Origin of the sequence: Duganella radicis (assembly GCF_009720825.1) — a bacterium.
GTDB classification, from domain to species: Bacteria; Pseudomonadota; Gammaproteobacteria; order Burkholderiales; family Burkholderiaceae_D; genus Rugamonas; species Rugamonas radicis.
On sequence record NZ_WNKY01000016.1, the window covers coordinates 25,968 to 43,577 of the forward strand.

A 17,610-nucleotide genomic window follows, 5' to 3' on the forward strand; every position below is an offset into this window, starting at 1 on the left:
GCCGCCGCGTCTCCACGGTGGTATAGTCGAACGACTTCTAATCCGGAGACATTCATGAACCGTAGAACTACCCTGCGTACCCTGGTGGCCGCCGCCCTGCTGGCCGCCATGCCGGCGTTTGCCGCCGTTGACGTGGCCGGCGTCAAATTCGACGACAGCATCACCGTGGCCGGCCAGCCGCTCAAGCTGAACGGCGCCGGCGTGCGCACCAAGGTCATCTTCAAAGTCTACGCCGCCGGTCTCTACCTGACCGACAAGAAAACCACCGTGGCCGAGGTGCTGGCGGTGCCGGGCCCGCGCCGGGTGGCCATCACCATGCTGCGTGAAGTCAGCTCGGACGACTTCGGCAAGGCCTTCCTCGACGGCCTCAACGCCAACACCAGCAAGGAAGAGCGCAACAAGATCCTGCCGCAAATCACCAAGTTCGGCGAAGTGTTCGCCCAGACCCCGGCGCTGAAAAAAGGCGACCAGCTGTCGCTGGACTGGACCCCGAACGAGGGCACGCAGTGCTATCTGAATGGCAAAAAACTGGGGGAATTGATGCCCGACCAGGCGTTCTACAACGCCGTGCTGCGTATTTGGCTGGGTGATAAGCCGGTCGACAGTTCCTTGAAGCCGGCTTTACTGGGCGAGAAGTGATGTTGCAGCGCGGTAGCGGCTACCGCGTGCCTAACGTTCAAAAACGCGAAGCCATGGCGCGCAGCTCGGCGGCATGGCTGGGGTCGCAATCGCTGCGGTTCAGCATGCGCTTGAGCAGCAGGGCATCCTGCATCTGACGGCGCTGCAAACGCTCCTCTTTGCTCAACTTCGGCTTGACGACAAGCACGGCGGCGCGCAGGCAGCCGCGCAGCAGCGGTTGAAACAGCACCAGCAAACCACCGCTCACAGCGATAACCAGAGCCAGCTTAATCGCGGCGAACAATGAAAAATCTTGCATGAAAGAAATCGTGGTGGACATGGTGTAGCGCTAGCCTTAGAATCTGACGTAACTATAGTGCGGCGCAACATAAGTTACCAATTCTCTTTCTTCATACCAATTATGCGTTTGGTGAATGGACTGTGCTATCGTTATTTCTCCAACACCTCACCCTGAGCCGCTATGAGCTTCCTGACGCTGGACCTGAACTTGCTGCGCGTTTTCGACGCCGTGATGACAGAGCAAAACCTGACACGCGCCGCCGGCCACCTGGCCATGACCCAGCCAGCCGTTTCCAACGCCATCAAGCGCTTGCGCGAGAGTCTGGGCGATGAGCTGCTGATCCGCACCGCCTACGGCGTCAAGCCGACCCCGCGCGCCGAATCGCTGTGGCCGTCCGTGCGCAGCGCGCTGGCCAGCCTGGAGGCGGCGGTGGCGCCGGAAACCTTCGACGTCTCGGCCGCCCACGCCACCTTCCGCATGGCCATGGCCGACGCCACCGCCGCCATGTGGCTGCCGTCGCTGATGCGTTCGATCGAGAGCGAGGCGCCGGGCGTCAACGTGCGCATGGTGCCGCTGACCACGCGCGAGCCGCGTCCCATGCTGCTGCGCGGCGACATCGACCTGGCGGTGGGGTTCTTCCCCGGCGTGGCGGCGCAGCTGTCGTACGAGACCGGTTCGCCGATCCGCCACGAGCGGCTGTATTCGGGTAAATATGTGTGCGTGATGCGGCGCGACCATCCGCTGTCCAAGGAAGAGCTGACGCTGGAAAACTATTGCGCCGCCAACCACTTGCTGGTGAGCTTCTCCGGCCGCGCCCACGGCCTGGTGGACGAGGCACTGGCCCAGCTGCAACGCGAACGCCGCATTTTGCTGACGGTGAACCAGTTCTTCACCGCCGGCCGCGTGGTGGCCAACTCCGACCTGATCACCGTGCTGCCGCGCCACCTGATCGCGGCCACCGGCATGACCGACGCCCTGATCCACAAGGAATTGCCGTTCCAGCTGCCGGCGGTCCACCTCGACATGCTGTGGCACGAGCGCGACGCGCGCAGCCCGGCCCACAAGTGGCTGCGCATGCATCTGGAAAAGATGAATTCGGTGACGCAAAGCCGGGTCGCCCATCCACCGACGCCGCCGGCCTCCAGCCGCTGATTCGCGCGCTATTTGCCGCTGGAGCGGTAGCCGATGCGGAAACCGCCCCAGTGCTTGCCGTTCACATAAATCGGCGCCGACAAATCGTGCATCACCTCGCCGGTATCGCGCTTGTAGGTCTGGAGCAGGAACGGCTTGGTGTTGGAGCCGCAGCGCTTGCCGGTGCGGTCGCTGAAAATCCGCTTGGTGCGGTTGTTGACGATGTCGACGTCGTAGTTCCCGGTCAGCGGCTGGGAAAACTTCTTGTTGTGGGTGGGGAAATAGCCGTTGTTATCCACAGCACCGGCGTAGGCCAGCTGCGGCATGGCTTGCAGCAAGCCTTCCTGCAAGGGCGGCAGCACGCGGTCGGTGAAATCGTCGAAGCGGGTTTTGTGCTTGGGCGGATCGGTATTCGGAATCGGCGTGTAGTGGCGGTCCCACAGGGCCTCGTTGCTGATCTTGCCGCTGGCGATGGCCTGCTCGAAAATCTTGCCCACTTCCGCCGCCGCGCGCTGCGCCGCCAGGCGGATTTCATCGTGCGAACTCTCGATATCCGACTCGCCCAGCGCGCCGGTAATGACTTCGGCCCGTTCCGCCAGCGCCATGGCCGAGCTGGCCGCGCGCGGCAATTCCTTCTCGGTGGACAGCAGGCTGTCGCGGATGCTGGCGATGGCGTGGGCGATTTCCTCGGTGGTGACCACGTGCTCGCGCGACGCCCGCGCGATCTCGCCGATTTCCTCTTCCGACACGCCCGACGAGCGCTCGATATTGCCCAGCAAACCGTGCACGGTCTCCACATTGCCGGCCGCCTCGCTGACTTTCACCGCCAGCGAATTCATGCCGCTGGCCGCCTTTTCCGCCTGCTGGTTAATCTCGCGCACCATGGTGCTGATTTCGTCGGTGGCTTCCTTGGTGCGCAGCGCCAGTTGGCGCACCTCGCTGGCGACCACGGCAAAACCGCGGCCCTGTTCGCCGGCGCGCGCCGCCTCGATGGCGGCATTCAGCGCCAGCAGGTTGGTGCGGGCCGAGATTTCACTGATGGCCTCGGTGAAGCCGTAGATTTTGCGCGAATTGGCTTGCAGCGCCGCCATCACGGCGGCGGCGGTCTGCGCGTCTTCGCGCGCGGTGCGGATGCGTTGCAGACCGCTGTCGGCCTCGGTGCGGCCGGCCACCGTTTCGCCGCGCACCTGGGCGGCGATTTTGGCGGCCCGTTCGGCATTGGCGGCGATGCGCTCGGTGGTGTCGGCGTTTTGCGCCGAGCTCTGGACGATGCCGCCGGCGGTGCTGACATCGAGTTCGATTTTCTTTTTGACCGAGTCGACAAAGTACGAGGTCTCGGCCGCGCCGATCATGATGGCGTCGATTTCCTCGCCCACGGTGTGGGCGAAGTGGCGCACGCCGCCCTGGTCACTGTCCTGGCGCGCCGCCCACCAGGCCACGGCCGCCCCGCCCAGCGCGGCCGGGATGGCCGCCGTCACCGGGCCGGCTCCCATCAGGTTGAACAAGTAGGCGAGGCAGGTACCGCCCGCCGTCGCCCCCAACATCCACAATCCACGTTGCACCAACTTATGCTGCAAAAGCTTCATCTTTCCCCCGTCTTCACAACCGGCGCCATGGGCGGCGTAACTAAATTATTTCTGTGATGCTATTTTATGGGCAACTTGGTGGTATTCTTCACTTCTTCCATGACTGCGTAGGTGTGGGTTTCGCGCACGCCTTTTTGCAGCAGGGTTTTGCCCAGGAATTCGCGGTAGGCGGCCATGTCCTTGACGCGCGCTTTGACCAGGTAGTCGAAGCCGCCGGCAACCATGTGGCATTCCAGCACTTCCGGAATCACCTGGACGCTGTGTTTGAAGGCGTCGAACACTTCGGGGGTGGTGCGATCGAGCACAACCTCGATAAAGACGAGCAGGGACACGTCGAGCAGCTGCGGGTTCAGTTGCGCGGTGTAACCCATGATATACCCGGACTCGTGCAGCTTGCGCACGCGCTCCAGGCAGGCGGCGGGCGACAGGTTCACCCGCGCGGCCAGCTCCACGTTGGAGATACGGCCGTCGCTCTGCAATTCCATCAAGATTTTTTTGCTGATCTTGTCTAACATTTCCGGGAACTCCCAAATAAATATTATTTGGTTAAATTGTCTCACTAAAAACTATCTATTGCTAGTCCCCCGTAATATCAGAATTAATCCGGAAGAAATCCCTCTACAATCGAATCATTAGCAGTTCACTGAAATCACGCCTCGCCAGCCTTGCTGGCCGGGCGTGTTTTTGTAGGTGGACCGGCTCAAAAAATTTCGATTGAGAGTACTCCATGCAAGCAGCAACCACCTCCGGTTTCACCCCGTTCGCCGCCCTGCGCGCCGAAGTCCTGCGCGACCCGATTCCCCTGCGCGCAGCAGTCACGGCAGCCTATCGCAAAGACGAAGTCAGCGCCGTCCAGTGGCTGCTCGGCCAGCTGAAAAACCACGACGACGCCAGCATCCAGCAAGCCCAGCAACTGGCCCATAAACTGGTCAGCTCGGTGCGCGCGGAACGCACCCGCGCCTCCGGCGTGGATGCCCTGATGCACGAGTTTTCGCTGTCCTCGGATGAGGGTGTGGCGCTGATGTGCCTGGCTGAAGCACTGTTGCGTATTCCCGACAACGCCACCGCCGACCGCCTGATCGCGGACAAAATCAGCAAAGGCGACTGGCGCAAGCACCTGGGCGAATCGCCGTCGCTGTTCGTCAACGCCGCCACCTGGGGCCTGCTGATCACCGGCAAGCTGGTGTCGACCAGCAGCGAAACCGGGCTCGGCTCGGCGCTGACCAAGCTGATTTCCAAGGGCGGCGAGCCGCTGATCCGCAAGGGCGTGGACCTGGCCATGCGCATGCTGGGCAACCAGTTCGTCACCGGCCAGACCATCGACGAGGCGATCAAGAACGGCCAGGCCAACGAGGCGCGCGGCTACCGCTATTCCTACGACATGCTGGGCGAGGCGGCGCTGACCGAGGCGGACGCCAAAAATTATTACGCTTCCTACGAAACCGCCATCCATGCGATCGGCAAGGCCTCGAACGGCCGCGGCATCCGCAACGGCCCGGGCATTTCGGTGAAGCTGTCGGCGCTGCACCCGCGCTACAGCCGCGCCCAGCGCGCGCGCGTGATGGAACAACTGCTGCCGCGCGTGCGCCAGCTGGTGCTGCTGGCCAAGCACTACAACATCGGCCTCAACATCGACGCCGAAGAGGCCGACCGCCTGGAACTGTCGCTGGACCTGATGGAAGCGCTGGCGCTCGACCAGGAACTGGCCGGTTTCGAGGGCATCGGCTTCGTGGTGCAGGCTTACCAGAAACGCTGCCCGTTCGTGATCGATTACCTGATCGACCTGGCCCGGCGCAGCGGCCGCAAATTCATGGTGCGCCTGGTGAAGGGCGCTTACTGGGATGCGGAAATCAAGCGCGCCCAGGTGGACGGCATGAGCGGCTACCCGGTCTACACCCGCAAGGTCTACACCGACGTGTCCTACCTGGTGTGCGCGCAGAAACTGCTCGGTGCACAAGGCCTGATTTATCCCCAGTTTGCCACCCACAACGCGCAAACCCTGTCGACCATCTACACCTGGGCCAAGCGCGACGGCGTCACCGACTATGAATTCCAGTGCCTGCACGGCATGGGCGAATCGCTGTACGACCAGGTGGTGGGCAAGGACAATCTCGACAAGGCGTGCCGCATCTACGCCCCGGTCGGCACCCATGAAACGCTGCTGGCCTATCTGGTGCGCCGCCTGCTGGAAAATGGCGCCAACTCCTCGTTCGTGAACCAGATCGTCGACGAGGCGATTCCGATCGACTCGCTGCTGCGCGATCCGGTCGCCGCCGCGCGCGAACAAGGCGGTCAGCCGCATCCGGGCATCGCCCTGCCGCTGGACATGTTCGGCGCCGAGCGCAAAAACTCGGCCGGTTTCGATCTGGCCAATGAAAACGTGCTGCGCGAAATCGCCGACGCGCTGGCCGCGCCGCGCCGCTGGCACGCCGCGCCGCTGCTGGCCGGCGAAATCAGCGTCGGCCAGCCGGTGCAGAACGTCACCAACCCGGCGCAGCGCAGCGACATCGTCGGCCAGCTGGTGGAAGCCACCGCCACCGACGTCGAAACCGCGCTCATCAGCGCCAGCAACTTCGCCATGGACTGGCAAACCACCGAGCCATCGGTGCGTGCCGCCGCCTTGGCCAAGGCCGCCGACCTGTTCGAAGCCAACGCCATGGAGCTGATGACCCTGGCCATCCGCGAAGCCGGCAAATCGCTGCCAAACGCGATTGCCGAAATCCGCGAAGCGGTCGACTTCCTGCGTTACTACGCGGCCGAAGTGAACGGCGCCACCAACACGCTGGCGCTGGGTCCGGTAACGTGCATCAGCCCGTGGAACTTCCCGCTGGCGATCTTCACCGGTCAGGTGGCGGCATCGCTGGCGGCCGGCAACGTGGTGCTGGCCAAGCCGGCCGAGCAAACCCCGCTGATCGCGCACCGCGCGGTCGAGCTGCTGCATCAAGCCGGCATCCCGCGCGCCGCGCTGCAATTCCTGCCGGGCCGCGGCGAAGTGGTGGGCGCGGCACTGACCGCCGACAGCCGGGTGAAAGGCGTGATCTTCACCGGCTCGACCGAAGTGGCACAGCTGATCAACCGCACCCTGGCCAAGCGCGCCGTGGCGGAAAACGCCGACATCCCGCTGATCGCCGAGACCGGCGGCCAGAACGCCATGATCGTCGACTCATCGGCGCTGCCGGAGCAAGTGGTGCAGGATGCGATTTCGTCGGCCTTCGACAGCGCCGGCCAGCGCTGCTCGGCGCTGCGCGTGCTGTTCCTGCAAGAAGATATCGCCGACAAGACCATCAAAATGCTGAAAGGCGCGATGCTGGAACTGAACGTCGGCACGCCGGACCGCCTGGTGACCGACATCGGCCCGGTGATCGACGCCGAAGCGCAGCAAAACCTGCTGGCCCACATCAGCAAGCTGAAAGCGACGGCGGTCGATTACTTCTCCCTGGATCTGCCTTCGGGCGTGACCGGCGCCGGCACCTTCGTGCCGCCAACCGTGCTGGAAATCCGCTCGCTGAGCGAGCTGACGCAGGAAGTGTTTGGCCCGGTGATGCACGTGATCCGCTACAAGCGCGCCGACCTGCCGAAAGTGGTGGAGCAAATCAATGCCAGCGGCTTCGGCCTCACCCTGGGCGTGCATTCGCGCATCGATGAAACCATCGACTACATCAGCAGCAGCGCCCACGTCGGCAACATCTACATCAACCGCAACATCGTGGGCGCGGTGGTGGGTGTGCAGCCGTTCGGCGGCGAAGGCAAATCCGGGACCGGACCGAAAGCCGGCGGCCCGCTGTACCTGAAACGCCTGCAACGCGGCGCCGCGACTTCGCCGGCGCACGCACGCCAGCCCACGCCGGCGCTGGATGCGCTGGCGGCCTGGTCGAAAATGCATGGCCACGAACGCATCGCCGGCCTGGCCGAGCAGTACAACCGCGTCACCATGCTGGGCAGCGTGACCACGCTGCCAGGCCCAACCGGCGAGCGCAACACGCTGGCGCTGGTGGCCCGTGGCGCCATCGTGTGCGCGGCCGGCACCTTGCAAGGCTTGCTGAACCAGCTGGCGGCGGTACTGGCGACCGGCAATACCGCGCTGGTGACGGGTGCGGCGGCCAGTCTGCTGCCACCGGACCTGCCAGCGGCCGTGAAAGACCGCATCCAGACCGTTTCGAGCCTGGAAAACTGCGACTTCCAGATCGCGCTGGTGGAATCGATGCTGGCGGCCAGCCTGCACGCACCATTAGCGGCCCGTAACGGCGCGCTGGTGGGCCTGATCAGCACTAACGAGGAGGCTGCCATCCCCCTGTGGCGTTTGCTCGCTGAGCGCGCTCTGTGCGTGAATACGACGGCGGCAGGGGGCAATGCCAGCCTGATGACGCTGCAAGCGTCGTAAAAAGCGCAAAAAGCCGGGTTCGCCCGGCTTTTTTCGACCCGGGGTCAGTTCTTGAATTCACGCACGAGCTCGTGTGCGATTGCAAGAACTGACCCCGGTTTTTTTATGCTTTGCAGAAGTTGTGGATTACATCGAAGGCGTAGCGCGAGGCTACGGTTTTGATGAAGTGCATGAAATCGACAGCGGCATCGTCGTTGGCGTTGTCCGAGATGGTCCGGATCACGGCAAATGGAATGCCCAGCTCGAAACACACTTGCGCCACCGCTGCGCCTTCCATTTCCACAGCCAATAAATCGGGCAAATCAGCTTTCATGGCCTGAATTTGCGTCAATTTGCCTATAAATTGATCACCGCTGGCGATCAAGCCGCGATGCACGCGCGTCACTTGCCGAGCAGCGCCAGCCAATCTTTCCGTCAAAGCGACGTCGGTCGCGAAGCTGGACAGCCCGGTCAGGGGAATTTCAAACCTTGGAAACAACGGGCTGGCATCAAAGTCGTGCTGGATCAGCGTGTCCGCGACCACAATATCGCCTACGTTGACGTTTTTATCCCCGCTGCCGGCCACGCCGGTAAAAATTATGTGGGTAACTCCGAACTTCTCCACAAGGATTGCGGCTGTCATTGCCGCGGCAACCTTGCCTATACGCGATAAAACGCACACAGCGTCGATTTCCCAGAGTTTTCCGGTCGTGTACTCCCTCATGCCGTAAAAGTGCCTGGAAGGGCTCTGAAGGGCTTCCAGTAACCCATGCTGTTCTTCAGCCAACGCGCTGATGATCCCTAGACGCATGTTTTTTCCTCAAAAAAGCGCATTTTAAGGTCGCTGGCGTTCGAAGTTCGCGGTTTTAGTTGTTTACAAAAGGTTTATATAAAAATAGTGGTAATAGTAAACGTGCGCATAGCTGTGGATAACTTATGTATACCCATATGAATCATCTGTTTACAACGTAAACAACCTGCTGAATAAGCGCTGTATCAGTTCAGGAACAATTTTTGGATAAAATGCCGGGCTGTGGTTAAAAGTGATGCTTAGCCACAAATCGTCCTGTGGATATCCAGCAGGTTATTCACAGGTGAGCCTGTTTTTGTAGCTGTTTTTCCAATTCTTCGCCGGAAATTGGCTTTGAGAATAGGTATCCCTGCCCCAAATCACATCCTGCCGCTGTCAAAGCGGACAGCTGTTGCGGCGTTTCTATGCCCTCGGCGATGACTTTGATGCCGAGTTTGTGCGCCATGGCGATAATTGCCTCGCAAATCAGCATGCCATCCGCCCCCTGGTGCACAAAAGCCGGGTCGATCTTGATGTAATCGATGCCGAAACGCTTCAAAAACGCCACCGAGCAGTGGCCAGAGCCAAAATCGTCCAGTGAAAGCTGCATGTGGGCATGCTGGAAAGCCAAAACGTGATCGGAATTGGCGTTGGCCGTCTCCAGCAGCAGACTTTCCGTAACTTCGATGATGATGCTGCGCGGATTCAGCTCCAATTCTTGCAGAAAATCCAGCCATTGCTGGTAGTTGCTGTCGCAGTCACGGAACTGCCAGGTGGATTTGTTCACGCTGATCCGGAAGGTTGGCGTGCCGAGTGCCTGTAATTTCCGCACTTCCCGCGCCGCCTGACGGAACACCCAATCGCCGATGCCGACTATCACGCCGCTGCTTTCCGCCGAGCCGATAAATTCGGCCGGGTTCATCAATCCGCGCACCGGATGTTGCCAGCGCACCAGCGCTTCCGCCTTGACGATGGCGCCGTTCGACAAATCGATAATCGGCTGGAACAGGATGCGCAATTGTTCGCGCTCCACGGCTTCGCGCAATTCACTCACCAGCGTCATGCGCTCCCGGCTGGCTTCCTGCATGAACGGCGCGAAGTAATTGAAGCGGTTTCGCCCTTGCTGCTTGGCCGCGTACATGGCTTGGTCGGCGTTTTTGATTAAGCATTCCGCATCCTTGCCGTCTTCCGGGTACAAGGTGATGCCGATGCTGCTGGAAATATGGGCAACTTGTTTGTCCACCCCGTCGCCCAGCTGAAAGGGCGTGCTCATCTGCTTGAGAATTTCCTGGGCTGTCCGCACCACGTCGCCGGCATTGCGCAGCTCGCTGATGATGACGGTGAATTCATCGCCGCCCAGCCGGGCCACGGTATCGGTGCTGCGTACCGAGCGCGACAGGCGCGTGGCCACTTCCTTGAGCAACATGTCGCCCTTGTCATGGCCCAGGGTGTCGTTGACTTCCTTGAAGTGGTCGAGGTCGACGAACACCAGCGCCATCGGCAGGTGGGAGCGGTCAGTCTTCTTCATTTCCTGGCGAAGATGCTCATGGAACATGCGCCGGTTGGGCAAGCCGGTGAGGGCGTCGAAGTTGGCCTGGCGCCAGATCAAATCTTCGGATTCCTTCTTTTTCGTGATATCGCTGAGCAAAGCGACGTAGCGGAAGGGATTTCCCTGCTCATCGTAGACGGTGTTGACCAGCATTGAGACCAGATACTCTTCGCCGTCCTTGTTTTGTTGCCACAATTCGCCTTTCCAGTAGCCGGTGTTGATGATGCAATCGAACATGCGGGTAAAAAACTCCTGATCATCGCGGCCTGAAGCAAGCTCATACGTACGATGGCCGACCAGTTCTTTTTCCGTATAGCCGCTGAGAATGGAAAAGGCCGGATTGACGGTCAGGATTTTTCCGTCGGCGTCGCTGACCATCATGGCGTCGCCGCTGTTCTGGAACAGCAGCGCGGCCAGTTTCATCGATTCTTCGTTTTTTCTGCGTTCTTCCTCGTTGGCCAGCAGCTGAACTTCCATCTCGCGGCTGGCGGTGTACAAAGTGCGGTAGCGCTGCTCGCGTTCCTCCTGGCGGGTGTACGTACGCAGCGAAAAATGGCCGGCGCCCAGCATCAGCAGCAGCAAAACGGCCAGTCCGGCGCCGGCGGTCAGGTAGTTTTGTTGCTGCAAACGGGTCGATTCGGTGTCGTTACTGCCAACCACAATAATCAGCGGCAAGCCATCGATCATGCGATAGCTGAAAATCCGCGACAAATTATCGATGATGCTGACCACCTTGTAGGTGCCGGAACTGGCGCGGCGGATGTTGTCGAACAAAGCGGTAGCGCCAAGATCTCGCGCAAATGCCTCCTGAAAATTTGGCACGCGGGCAATGATTTTGCCGCCGCCGTGCACCAGCGTGATCGAAATGTCGGAATTGAAGCGCGAGTTTTCGAAGACTTTGACGTAGCGTTCGACATTCAGAGGCGCGACCACCACGCCAAGGAACTCGCCTTTGGCAGTTTCCACCCGGCGACTGAGGAAAAACAGCTTTTTCTTGCTGACTTTACCGATCGAGGGTTCGCCGATGAAGAGTTTTCCCTTGTTCGCCTCGTCGAGATGGGCCTTGAAATAATCACGGTCGGCATAGGAGTTGCCGACGATGTTGGTCGCGGTTGAGGTGGCGACGCCGTTGCCTTTGGCGTCAATGAAGGTGATCCAGTAATCGCTGTCAAAACTCGATCCGCGCGAGGAGAGCAGATCCGCCATGGTCTCCGGTGAACGGCTTTGTTTGGCAGGCAGCACTTTGATGGCGTTGGCAAAGCCGATCAGCGATAAATCCACCGACTGAATCGAGTAAATCACGTGCGCTTCCATCGCTTTCACGTAATGCTCGGTCTGGGACTGAACGGAAAGTTCGCGTTCGACGTAGGAAGTGTGGAACTGGCTGACAACAACGGCAATGGCAAGGGTTGCCATCAGCAAAAGGCCGGTGATCAAACGTCGCCGAAACCGCAAGTATGCAGGCGACCGGGGATTTTTGCGGTGTGAGGACAAAACGGCTCCGGCAGAGGCTGTTTGTTTGCAAAGTCAGTATATCGGTTTACTCTAAAGACGTAGATATAAAAATAGTGGTAGTTGTTAACATCGACACTTTTCTGTGGATAAGTACACCTTTTGGATTAGAATCAGGCGTTTACGGGCTGCATAAGCGGTCGCGTAAACCTTGTATGAGCGGAGAACTGTTTTGGGATAAAAAAAGTCGTCCCAAAAAATCGTTTGTTTACTCACATTTGGCACCTGTGGATATCCATAAGCTTATCCACAGCTGTAAACAGGGGGATTGATGACGCTGGCTTCTATTTTTCCGCATCCCATCATCCAGGGCCCGACCGCTGGCGGTTTTAACACGCCGGCGCAAGTGGCCGCGGTGTCCAATACCGGCGCGCTGGGTTCGCTGGCCTGTTGTTTGTTGTCGCCGGAGGCGATCCGCGCGCAAACTGCCCAGATCCGGGCGCTGACCGACAGGCCTTTTTGCCTGAATTTCTTTGCGCAGGAGACGCCGAAGCCATCCGCCGCCGAGGTCGAACAGGCCAAAGAATGGCTGAAGCCGTATTGGTCTTCGTTCGGCTGGACCGAATTGCCGACGCCGGCCAAGTGGTGTGAGGATTTCTCCGCCCAGTTCGAAACCTTGATCGCATTGCGGCCGGCGGTTGCCAGTTTTACTGTCGGCATTCTGAGCGTGCAGCAAATCCAGCGCTTGCACGACGCCGGCATTTTTGTGATCGGCACGATTACGCATGTGGAGGAAGCCATCGCCTGGGAAAGCAGGGGCGCCGACGCGGTGATTGCTTCCGGCGTGGAGTCGGGCGGCCATCGCGGCACCTTCATCGGCGCGCAGGAAGATGCCAAACTGGGCGTGTTCGAGTTGCTGCCGGCCGTGATCGCTGCGGTGAATATTCCGGTGATTGCCGCAGGCGGCATCATGGATGGCGCCGATATCAAGCGCGCCCTGAACGCCGGCGCGCAGGCGGTGCAGATGGGCACGGCGTTTTTGGTCACCGACGAAGCGACCGTCAACCCGGCCTACAGGCAGCGTCTGCTCACCGCCGGCGATCACCCAACCCGGCTGACGCGGGCTTTTTCGGGCCGTTACGCGCGCGGACTAGAAAATCGCTTTATGCGTGAAATGGCGGCTATCGAACGTCAATTGCCGCCGTATCCCGTTCAAAATGCGCTAACTTCGCCGATCCGTGCCGAAGCGGCCAAGCGCGGCGAGAGTGAACTGATGTCGCTCTGGTGCGGTACCGGCGTGGCGCGCGCGCGGCCCATGCCAGCGGCGAAACTGGTGGAGACTTTGCTGGCGGAGATCAGCGCAATCTAAAGGAGACGGTTTTTGGAATCAGCAGGCAGCTACGATTACATCATCATAGGCGCCGGCTCAGCCGGCTGTGTTCTGGCCAACCGGCTCAGTGCCGACAAAGACAAGGAAGTCCTGCTGATCGAAGCCGGCGGCCGCGACGATTATGTGTGGATACATATCCCGGTCGGCTATCTGCACTGCATCGACAATCCCCGCACCGACTGGAAATTCCGCACCGAGGCCGATCCCGGCCTGGGCGGGCGCAGCCTGCTGTACCCGCGCGGCAAAGTGCTGGGAGGCAGTTCCTCCATCAACGGCATGATCTACATGCGTGGCCAGGCCGGCGATTATGACCGCTGGGCCGCCCTCACCGGTGACGATAGCTGGCGCTGGGAGTCGGTGCTGCCGCTGTTCAAGAAGAGCGAGGATTATCACGGCGGCGCTTCCGAATTCCACGGCGCTGGCGGTCTGTGGCGGGTGGAAAAACAACGCCTTTCCTGGCAAATCCTCGATGCTTTCCGCGATGCCGCCGAGCAGGTCGGCATCCGGAAAGTGGACGATTTCAACCGCGGCGACAACGCTGGTTGCAGCTATTTCGAGGTCAATCAAAAGCGCGGCATCCGCTGGAACACGGCCAAGGCGTTTTTGAAACCCGCCTCGCGCCGGCCCAATCTGACCATCATGACCGGCTGCCACGTGGAACGTTTGCAGATCGAAAACGGCGTGTGCCAAGGTGTGATTTTTGTCGGCGGCGGCACCCGGTTCAGCGCCGCCGCTCGCAAAGAAACCCTGCTGGCGGCAGGCGCCGTTGGCAGTCCGCAGATTTTGCAGTGCTCCGGCATCGGTCCCGCGCAGCGCCTGCATGCGCTGGGCATCACGCCGCTGGTCGACCTGCCCGGCGTCGGCGAAAACCTGCAAGACCATCTGCAACTGCGCATGGTCTACAAGGTCGGCAAGAACGCGCGCACGCTGAACACCATGGCCTCCAACTGGTTCGGCAAGATGAAAATCGGCCTGGAGTATGCGCTGTTCCAGAGCGGGCCGATGTCGATGGCGCCGTCGCAGCTGGGCGCGTTTGCGCGCTCGAATGCCAGCGAACCGACACCGAATTTGCAGTACCACGTGCAACCGCTGTCGCTGGAGAAGTTCGGCGATCCCTTGCACACTTTCCCCGCCTTCACGGCCAGCGTCTGCAACCTGCGGCCGACCTCGCGCGGCCATGTGCACATCGCCAGCGCCGATCCTTGCGCCCCGCCGAAAATTTCACCGATGTACCTGAGCACGCCGGAAGACCGCAAAGTCGCCGCCGAGGCATTGACGCTGACGCGCAACATCGTCGCCGCACCGGCGCTGCAAAAGTACGCGCCGGAGGAATTCAAACCGGGCATGCACTATCGCACGGACGAAGAATTGGCCGAAGCCGCCGGCGCCATCGGCACCACGATTTTTCATCCGGTCGGCACCTGCAAGATGGGCCGCGCCGACGATGCCAGCGCCGTGGTCGACAGCCAGCTGCGCGTGAAAGGCGTGGCCGGCCTGCGCGTTGTGGATGCCTCCGTCATGCCCTTCATCACTTCCGGAAACACCAATTCCCCCACCATCATGATCGCGGAAAAAGCAGCACAACTGGTCAAAAGCGTTGTGTTCTAGATCAAAAACCAACCGTAGTTATACTGTATTGTTAGCTAATTTGTTACTGTGTATGATCTACAAAACTTTAGTACTTTGAAAAGAATAACAAGGAGACAGGATGTCCGACGTTATCTTGGAAACAAAGAACTTGACCAAGGAATTCAAGGGTTTTACCGCGGTCAATGATGTCAATCTTAAAGTTCAGCGCGGGCATATCCACGCGCTGATTGGTCCCAACGGGGCAGGCAAAACCACATGCTTCAATTTGTTGACCAAATTCCTGGTGCCTACTTCCGGCCAGATCCTGTTCAACGGTAATGACATCACGCCCGCCAGGCCGGCGCAGATTGCCCGCATGGGCGTGATCCGCTCTTTCCAGATTTCCGCTGTCTTTCCGCACCTGACGGTGTTGCAAAACGTTCGCATCGGCCTTCAGCGCCAGCTCGGCACCAGTTTCTTTTTCTGGCAAAGCGAGCGCGCGTTGGACAAGCTCAACGAGCGCGCCATGCAGTTGCTGGCGGAAGTGGACCTGACTGAATTCGCCGACACCGTCACGGTCGACATGCCTTACGGCCGCAAGCGCGCGCTGGAAATCGCCACCACGCTGGCGATGGAACCGGAGCTGATGCTGCTGGACGAACCCACGCAGGGCATGGGCCACGAAGACGTCCACCGCGTTACCGAGCTGATCAAAAAAGTCTCGGCCGGCCGCACCATTCTGATGGTCGAACACAATATGAAAGTGGTGTCCGGCATCTGCGACAAAATCTCCGTGCTCCAGCGCGGCGCCATGCTGGCCGAAGGCACGTATGCCGAGGTCTCGACCAACCCGCAAGTGATGGAAGCTTACATGGGCACGGAAGCCAAGGTGCTGGAAGGAGCGCACTGATGGCGGCCGCTCTGGAAATCTCGAATCTGCAAGCGTGGTATGGCGAGTCGCATATTCTGCACAACGTCAACATGACGGTGCAGCCGGGCGAAGTGGTGACGCTGCTCGGCCGTAACGGCGCCGGCCGCACCACCACGCTGCGCGCCATCATGGGCCTGACCGGCGCGCGCAAGGGGTCGATCAAGGTCAACGGCAACGAAGCCATCGGCTTGCAGACGCACAAAATCGCCCACCTCGGCATCGGCTATTGTCCGGAGGAGCGCGGCATTTTCTCCTCGCTGTCGACCGAGGAAAACCTGATGCTGCCGCCGCATCTGAACGGCGCGGACAAGGGCATGTCAGTGGCGGAAATTTATCAGATGTTCCCGAATCTGGAAGAACGCAAGCACAGCCAGGGCACCCGCCTGTCGGGCGGCGAGCAGCAGATGCTGGCGGTGGCGCGCATCCTGCGCACCGGCGCGCGCCTGCTGCTGCTGGATGAAATCTCGGAAGGGCTGGCGCCGGTGATCGTGCAGGGCCTGGCGCGGATGATCACGACCCTCAGATCCAAGGGCTATACCATCGTCATGGTGGAGCAGAATTTCCGGTTTGCCGCGCCGCTGGCCGACCGGTTTTATGTGATGGAACACGGTCAGATTGTGGAGACCTTTGTTGCATCTGAGTTGAGCGCCAAGATGCCGGTGTTGAACGAGCTTCTCGGTGTTTGAAAACGACAATCTGAAGGAGACGAACAATGAAAATCAAAGCTATCACCCTTGCCGTCGCAGCTTGCGCATCCTTCTCAGCCCAAGCGCAAATTTCCGGCGACACCGTCAAGATCGGCTTCATCACGGACATGTCCGGCTTGTACACGGACATCGATGGCGCCGGCGGCGCCGAGGCCATCAAGATGGCGATTGCCGATGCGGGTGGCAACATCAACGGCAAGAAAATCGAATTCATCTCGGCCGACCACCAGAACAAGGCCGACATCGCCGCCTCCAAGGCGCGCGAATGGTTCGACCAGCAGGGCGTGGATTTGCTGATCGGCGGCACCAACTCCGGCGCCAACCTGGCCATGGCCAAGATCGCCGCGGAAAAGAAAAAAGTCTTCATCTCGATCGGCGCCGGCTCGGCCCGCCTGACCAACGAGGAGTGCACGCCGTACACGATTCACTACGCCTACGACACCATCGCGCTGGCGCGCGGCACCGGCGGCGCCATCGTCAAGCAGGGCGGCAAGAACTGGTACTTCATGACCGCCGACTACGCCTTCGGCCAGTCGCTGGAAAAAGACACGGCGGAAGTGGTGAAGGCGGGCGGTGGCAAGGTGCTGGGTTCGGTGAAACATCCGTTGTCGGCATCGGATTTCTCGTCCTTCCTGTTGCAGGCGCAATCGTCGGGCGCGCAGATCCTGGGCCTGGCCAATGCCGGCGGCGACGCCATCAACTCGATCAAGGCCGCCAACGAGTTCGGCATCACCAAGAAGATGAAGCTGGCTGGCCTGCTGATCTTCATCAACGACGTGCACTCGCTGGGCCTGAACCTGACGCAGGGCATGTACCTGACCGACGGCTGGTACTGGGACGCCAATCCGGAAACCCGCGCCTGGTCGAAACGCTATTTCGAGAAAATGAAGAAGGAGCCGTCGATGCTGCAAGCGGCGGATTACTCCGCCGCCAGCAATTACCTGAAAGCGGTGAAAGCCGCCGGCACCGACGATTCCGACAAGGTGATCGCCTATCTCAAGGCCAACAAGATCAACGACATGTTCGCCAAGAACGGCGTGGTCCGTCCGGACGGCCGCATGGTGCACGATATGTACCTGATGGAAGTGAAGAAGCCGTCCGAGTCGAAATATCCATGGGACTACTACAAGGTCGTGGCCACCATCCCGGGCGACCAGGCCTACGCCACCAAGGCGGAAACCAAGTGCAGCCTGTGGAAATAATCTAAGTTGTGCACATGGCGGGCG

The 17,610-nt window shown here is 60.4% G+C and carries 13 protein-coding genes; 8 read left to right on the plus strand and 5 right to left on the minus strand.

What is annotated here, in order from left to right:
- The first annotated feature begins 54 nt into the window (after positions 1–54).
- A complete protein-coding gene (locus GM676_RS15810) occupies positions 55–639 on the plus strand; it encodes a chalcone isomerase family protein (RefSeq protein ID WP_155464667.1) in 585 nt (194 codons plus the stop codon).
- 37 nt (positions 640–676) lie between these two features.
- Here the strand turns inward: GM676_RS15810 and GM676_RS15815 are convergent, their stop codons facing one another.
- Positions 677–958: a hypothetical protein gene (locus GM676_RS15815; protein WP_155464668.1), complete on the minus strand. Its 282-nt coding sequence runs from the start codon at positions 956–958 to the stop codon at positions 677–679.
- A gap of 141 nt (positions 959–1,099) precedes the next feature.
- Between GM676_RS15815 and GM676_RS15820 the strand changes: the two genes are divergently transcribed.
- The gene (locus GM676_RS15820; RefSeq protein WP_155464669.1) at positions 1,100–2,071 is read left to right on the plus strand and encodes a LysR family transcriptional regulator; all 972 of its coding nucleotides are present in this window, start codon (positions 1,100–1,102) and stop codon (positions 2,069–2,071) included.
- An 8-nt stretch (positions 2,072–2,079) separates the two neighbouring features.
- Here GM676_RS15820 and GM676_RS15825 read toward each other — a convergent pair whose 3' ends face one another.
- Together GM676_RS15825 and GM676_RS15830 are read right to left on the minus strand one after the other, a co-directional pair.
- Complete coding sequence (locus tag GM676_RS15825; RefSeq protein ID WP_229262717.1) at positions 2,080–3,594, minus strand: methyl-accepting chemotaxis protein; 1,515 nt, start codon at positions 3,592–3,594, stop codon at positions 2,080–2,082.
- Between the two features lie 101 nt (positions 3,595–3,695).
- Positions 3,696–4,151, minus strand: a complete 456-nt coding sequence (locus GM676_RS15830) for an Lrp/AsnC ligand binding domain-containing protein (protein ID WP_008443393.1) — start codon at positions 4,149–4,151, stop codon at positions 3,696–3,698.
- A 212-nt stretch (positions 4,152–4,363) separates the two neighbouring features.
- Between GM676_RS15830 and putA the strand changes: the two genes are divergently transcribed.
- A complete protein-coding gene (gene putA, locus GM676_RS15835; RefSeq protein WP_155464671.1) occupies positions 4,364–8,017 on the plus strand; it encodes a trifunctional transcriptional regulator/proline dehydrogenase/L-glutamate gamma-semialdehyde dehydrogenase in 3,654 nt (1,217 codons plus the stop codon).
- A gap of 103 nt (positions 8,018–8,120) precedes the next feature.
- Here putA and GM676_RS15840 read toward each other — a convergent pair whose 3' ends face one another.
- Positions 8,121–8,807 carry a 5'-methylthioadenosine/adenosylhomocysteine nucleosidase gene (locus GM676_RS15840; RefSeq protein ID WP_155464672.1) on the minus strand — a complete coding sequence of 229 codons (687 nt, stop codon included), beginning with the start codon at positions 8,805–8,807 and terminating at the stop codon, positions 8,121–8,123.
- Positions 8,808–9,084: 277 nt separating this feature from the next.
- Positions 9,085–11,772, minus strand: a complete 2,688-nt coding sequence (locus GM676_RS15845) for a bifunctional diguanylate cyclase/phosphodiesterase (protein WP_229262718.1) — start codon at positions 11,770–11,772, stop codon at positions 9,085–9,087.
- Positions 11,773–12,118: 346 nt separating this feature from the next.
- On the opposite strand from GM676_RS15845, the gene GM676_RS15850 reads away from it, so the two are divergent.
- From GM676_RS15850 to GM676_RS15870, 5 genes are all read left to right on the plus strand, one after another.
- Entirely contained in the window at positions 12,119–13,156 is a 1,038-nt protein-coding gene (locus GM676_RS15850; protein WP_155464757.1) for an NAD(P)H-dependent flavin oxidoreductase, read from the plus strand.
- A gap of 12 nt (positions 13,157–13,168) precedes the next feature.
- Positions 13,169–14,785, plus strand: a complete 1,617-nt coding sequence (locus tag GM676_RS15855; protein ID WP_155464673.1) for a GMC family oxidoreductase — start codon at positions 13,169–13,171, stop codon at positions 14,783–14,785.
- Positions 14,786–14,885: 100 nt separating this feature from the next.
- The gene (locus GM676_RS15860) at positions 14,886–15,656 is read left to right on the plus strand and encodes an ABC transporter ATP-binding protein (protein ID WP_155464674.1); all 771 of its coding nucleotides are present in this window, start codon (positions 14,886–14,888) and stop codon (positions 15,654–15,656) included.
- Positions 15,656–16,363, plus strand: a complete 708-nt coding sequence (locus GM676_RS15865; RefSeq protein WP_155464675.1) for an ABC transporter ATP-binding protein — start codon at positions 15,656–15,658, stop codon at positions 16,361–16,363. Before GM676_RS15860 ends, GM676_RS15865 begins: the two co-directional genes overlap by 1 nt.
- Before the next feature lie 26 nt (positions 16,364–16,389).
- Positions 16,390–17,586, plus strand: coding sequence for an ABC transporter substrate-binding protein (locus GM676_RS15870; RefSeq protein WP_155464676.1), 1,197 nt, complete (start codon positions 16,390–16,392; stop codon positions 17,584–17,586).
- The last annotated feature ends 24 nt before the right edge of the window (positions 17,587–17,610 follow it).

Excerpts from the sequence above, each read along its gene's own strand:
- GM676_RS15810 (WP_155464667.1), top strand. The coding sequence starts at position 55 with ATGAACCGTAGAACTACCCTGCGTACCCTGGTGGCCGCCGCCCTGCTG.
- GM676_RS15815 (WP_155464668.1), bottom strand. The coding sequence starts at position 958 with ATGTCCACCACGATTTCTTTCATGCAAGATTTTTCATTGTTCGCCGCG.
- GM676_RS15820 (WP_155464669.1), top strand. The coding sequence starts at position 1,100 with ATGAGCTTCCTGACGCTGGACCTGAACTTGCTGCGCGTTTTCGACGCC.
- GM676_RS15825 (WP_229262717.1), bottom strand. The coding sequence starts at position 3,594 with ATGTTGGGGGCGACGGCGGGCGGTACCTGCCTCGCCTACTTGTTCAAC.
- GM676_RS15830 (WP_008443393.1), bottom strand. The coding sequence starts at position 4,151 with ATGTTAGACAAGATCAGCAAAAAAATCTTGATGGAATTGCAGAGCGAC.
- putA (WP_155464671.1), top strand. The coding sequence starts at position 4,364 with ATGCAAGCAGCAACCACCTCCGGTTTCACCCCGTTCGCCGCCCTGCGC.
- GM676_RS15840 (WP_155464672.1), bottom strand. The coding sequence starts at position 8,807 with ATGCGTCTAGGGATCATCAGCGCGTTGGCTGAAGAACAGCATGGGTTA.
- GM676_RS15850 (WP_155464757.1), top strand. The coding sequence starts at position 12,119 with ATGACGCTGGCTTCTATTTTTCCGCATCCCATCATCCAGGGCCCGACC.
- GM676_RS15860 (WP_155464674.1), top strand. The coding sequence starts at position 14,886 with ATGTCCGACGTTATCTTGGAAACAAAGAACTTGACCAAGGAATTCAAG.
- GM676_RS15865 (WP_155464675.1), top strand. The coding sequence starts at position 15,656 with ATGGCGGCCGCTCTGGAAATCTCGAATCTGCAAGCGTGGTATGGCGAG.
- GM676_RS15870 (WP_155464676.1), top strand. The coding sequence starts at position 16,390 with ATGAAAATCAAAGCTATCACCCTTGCCGTCGCAGCTTGCGCATCCTTC.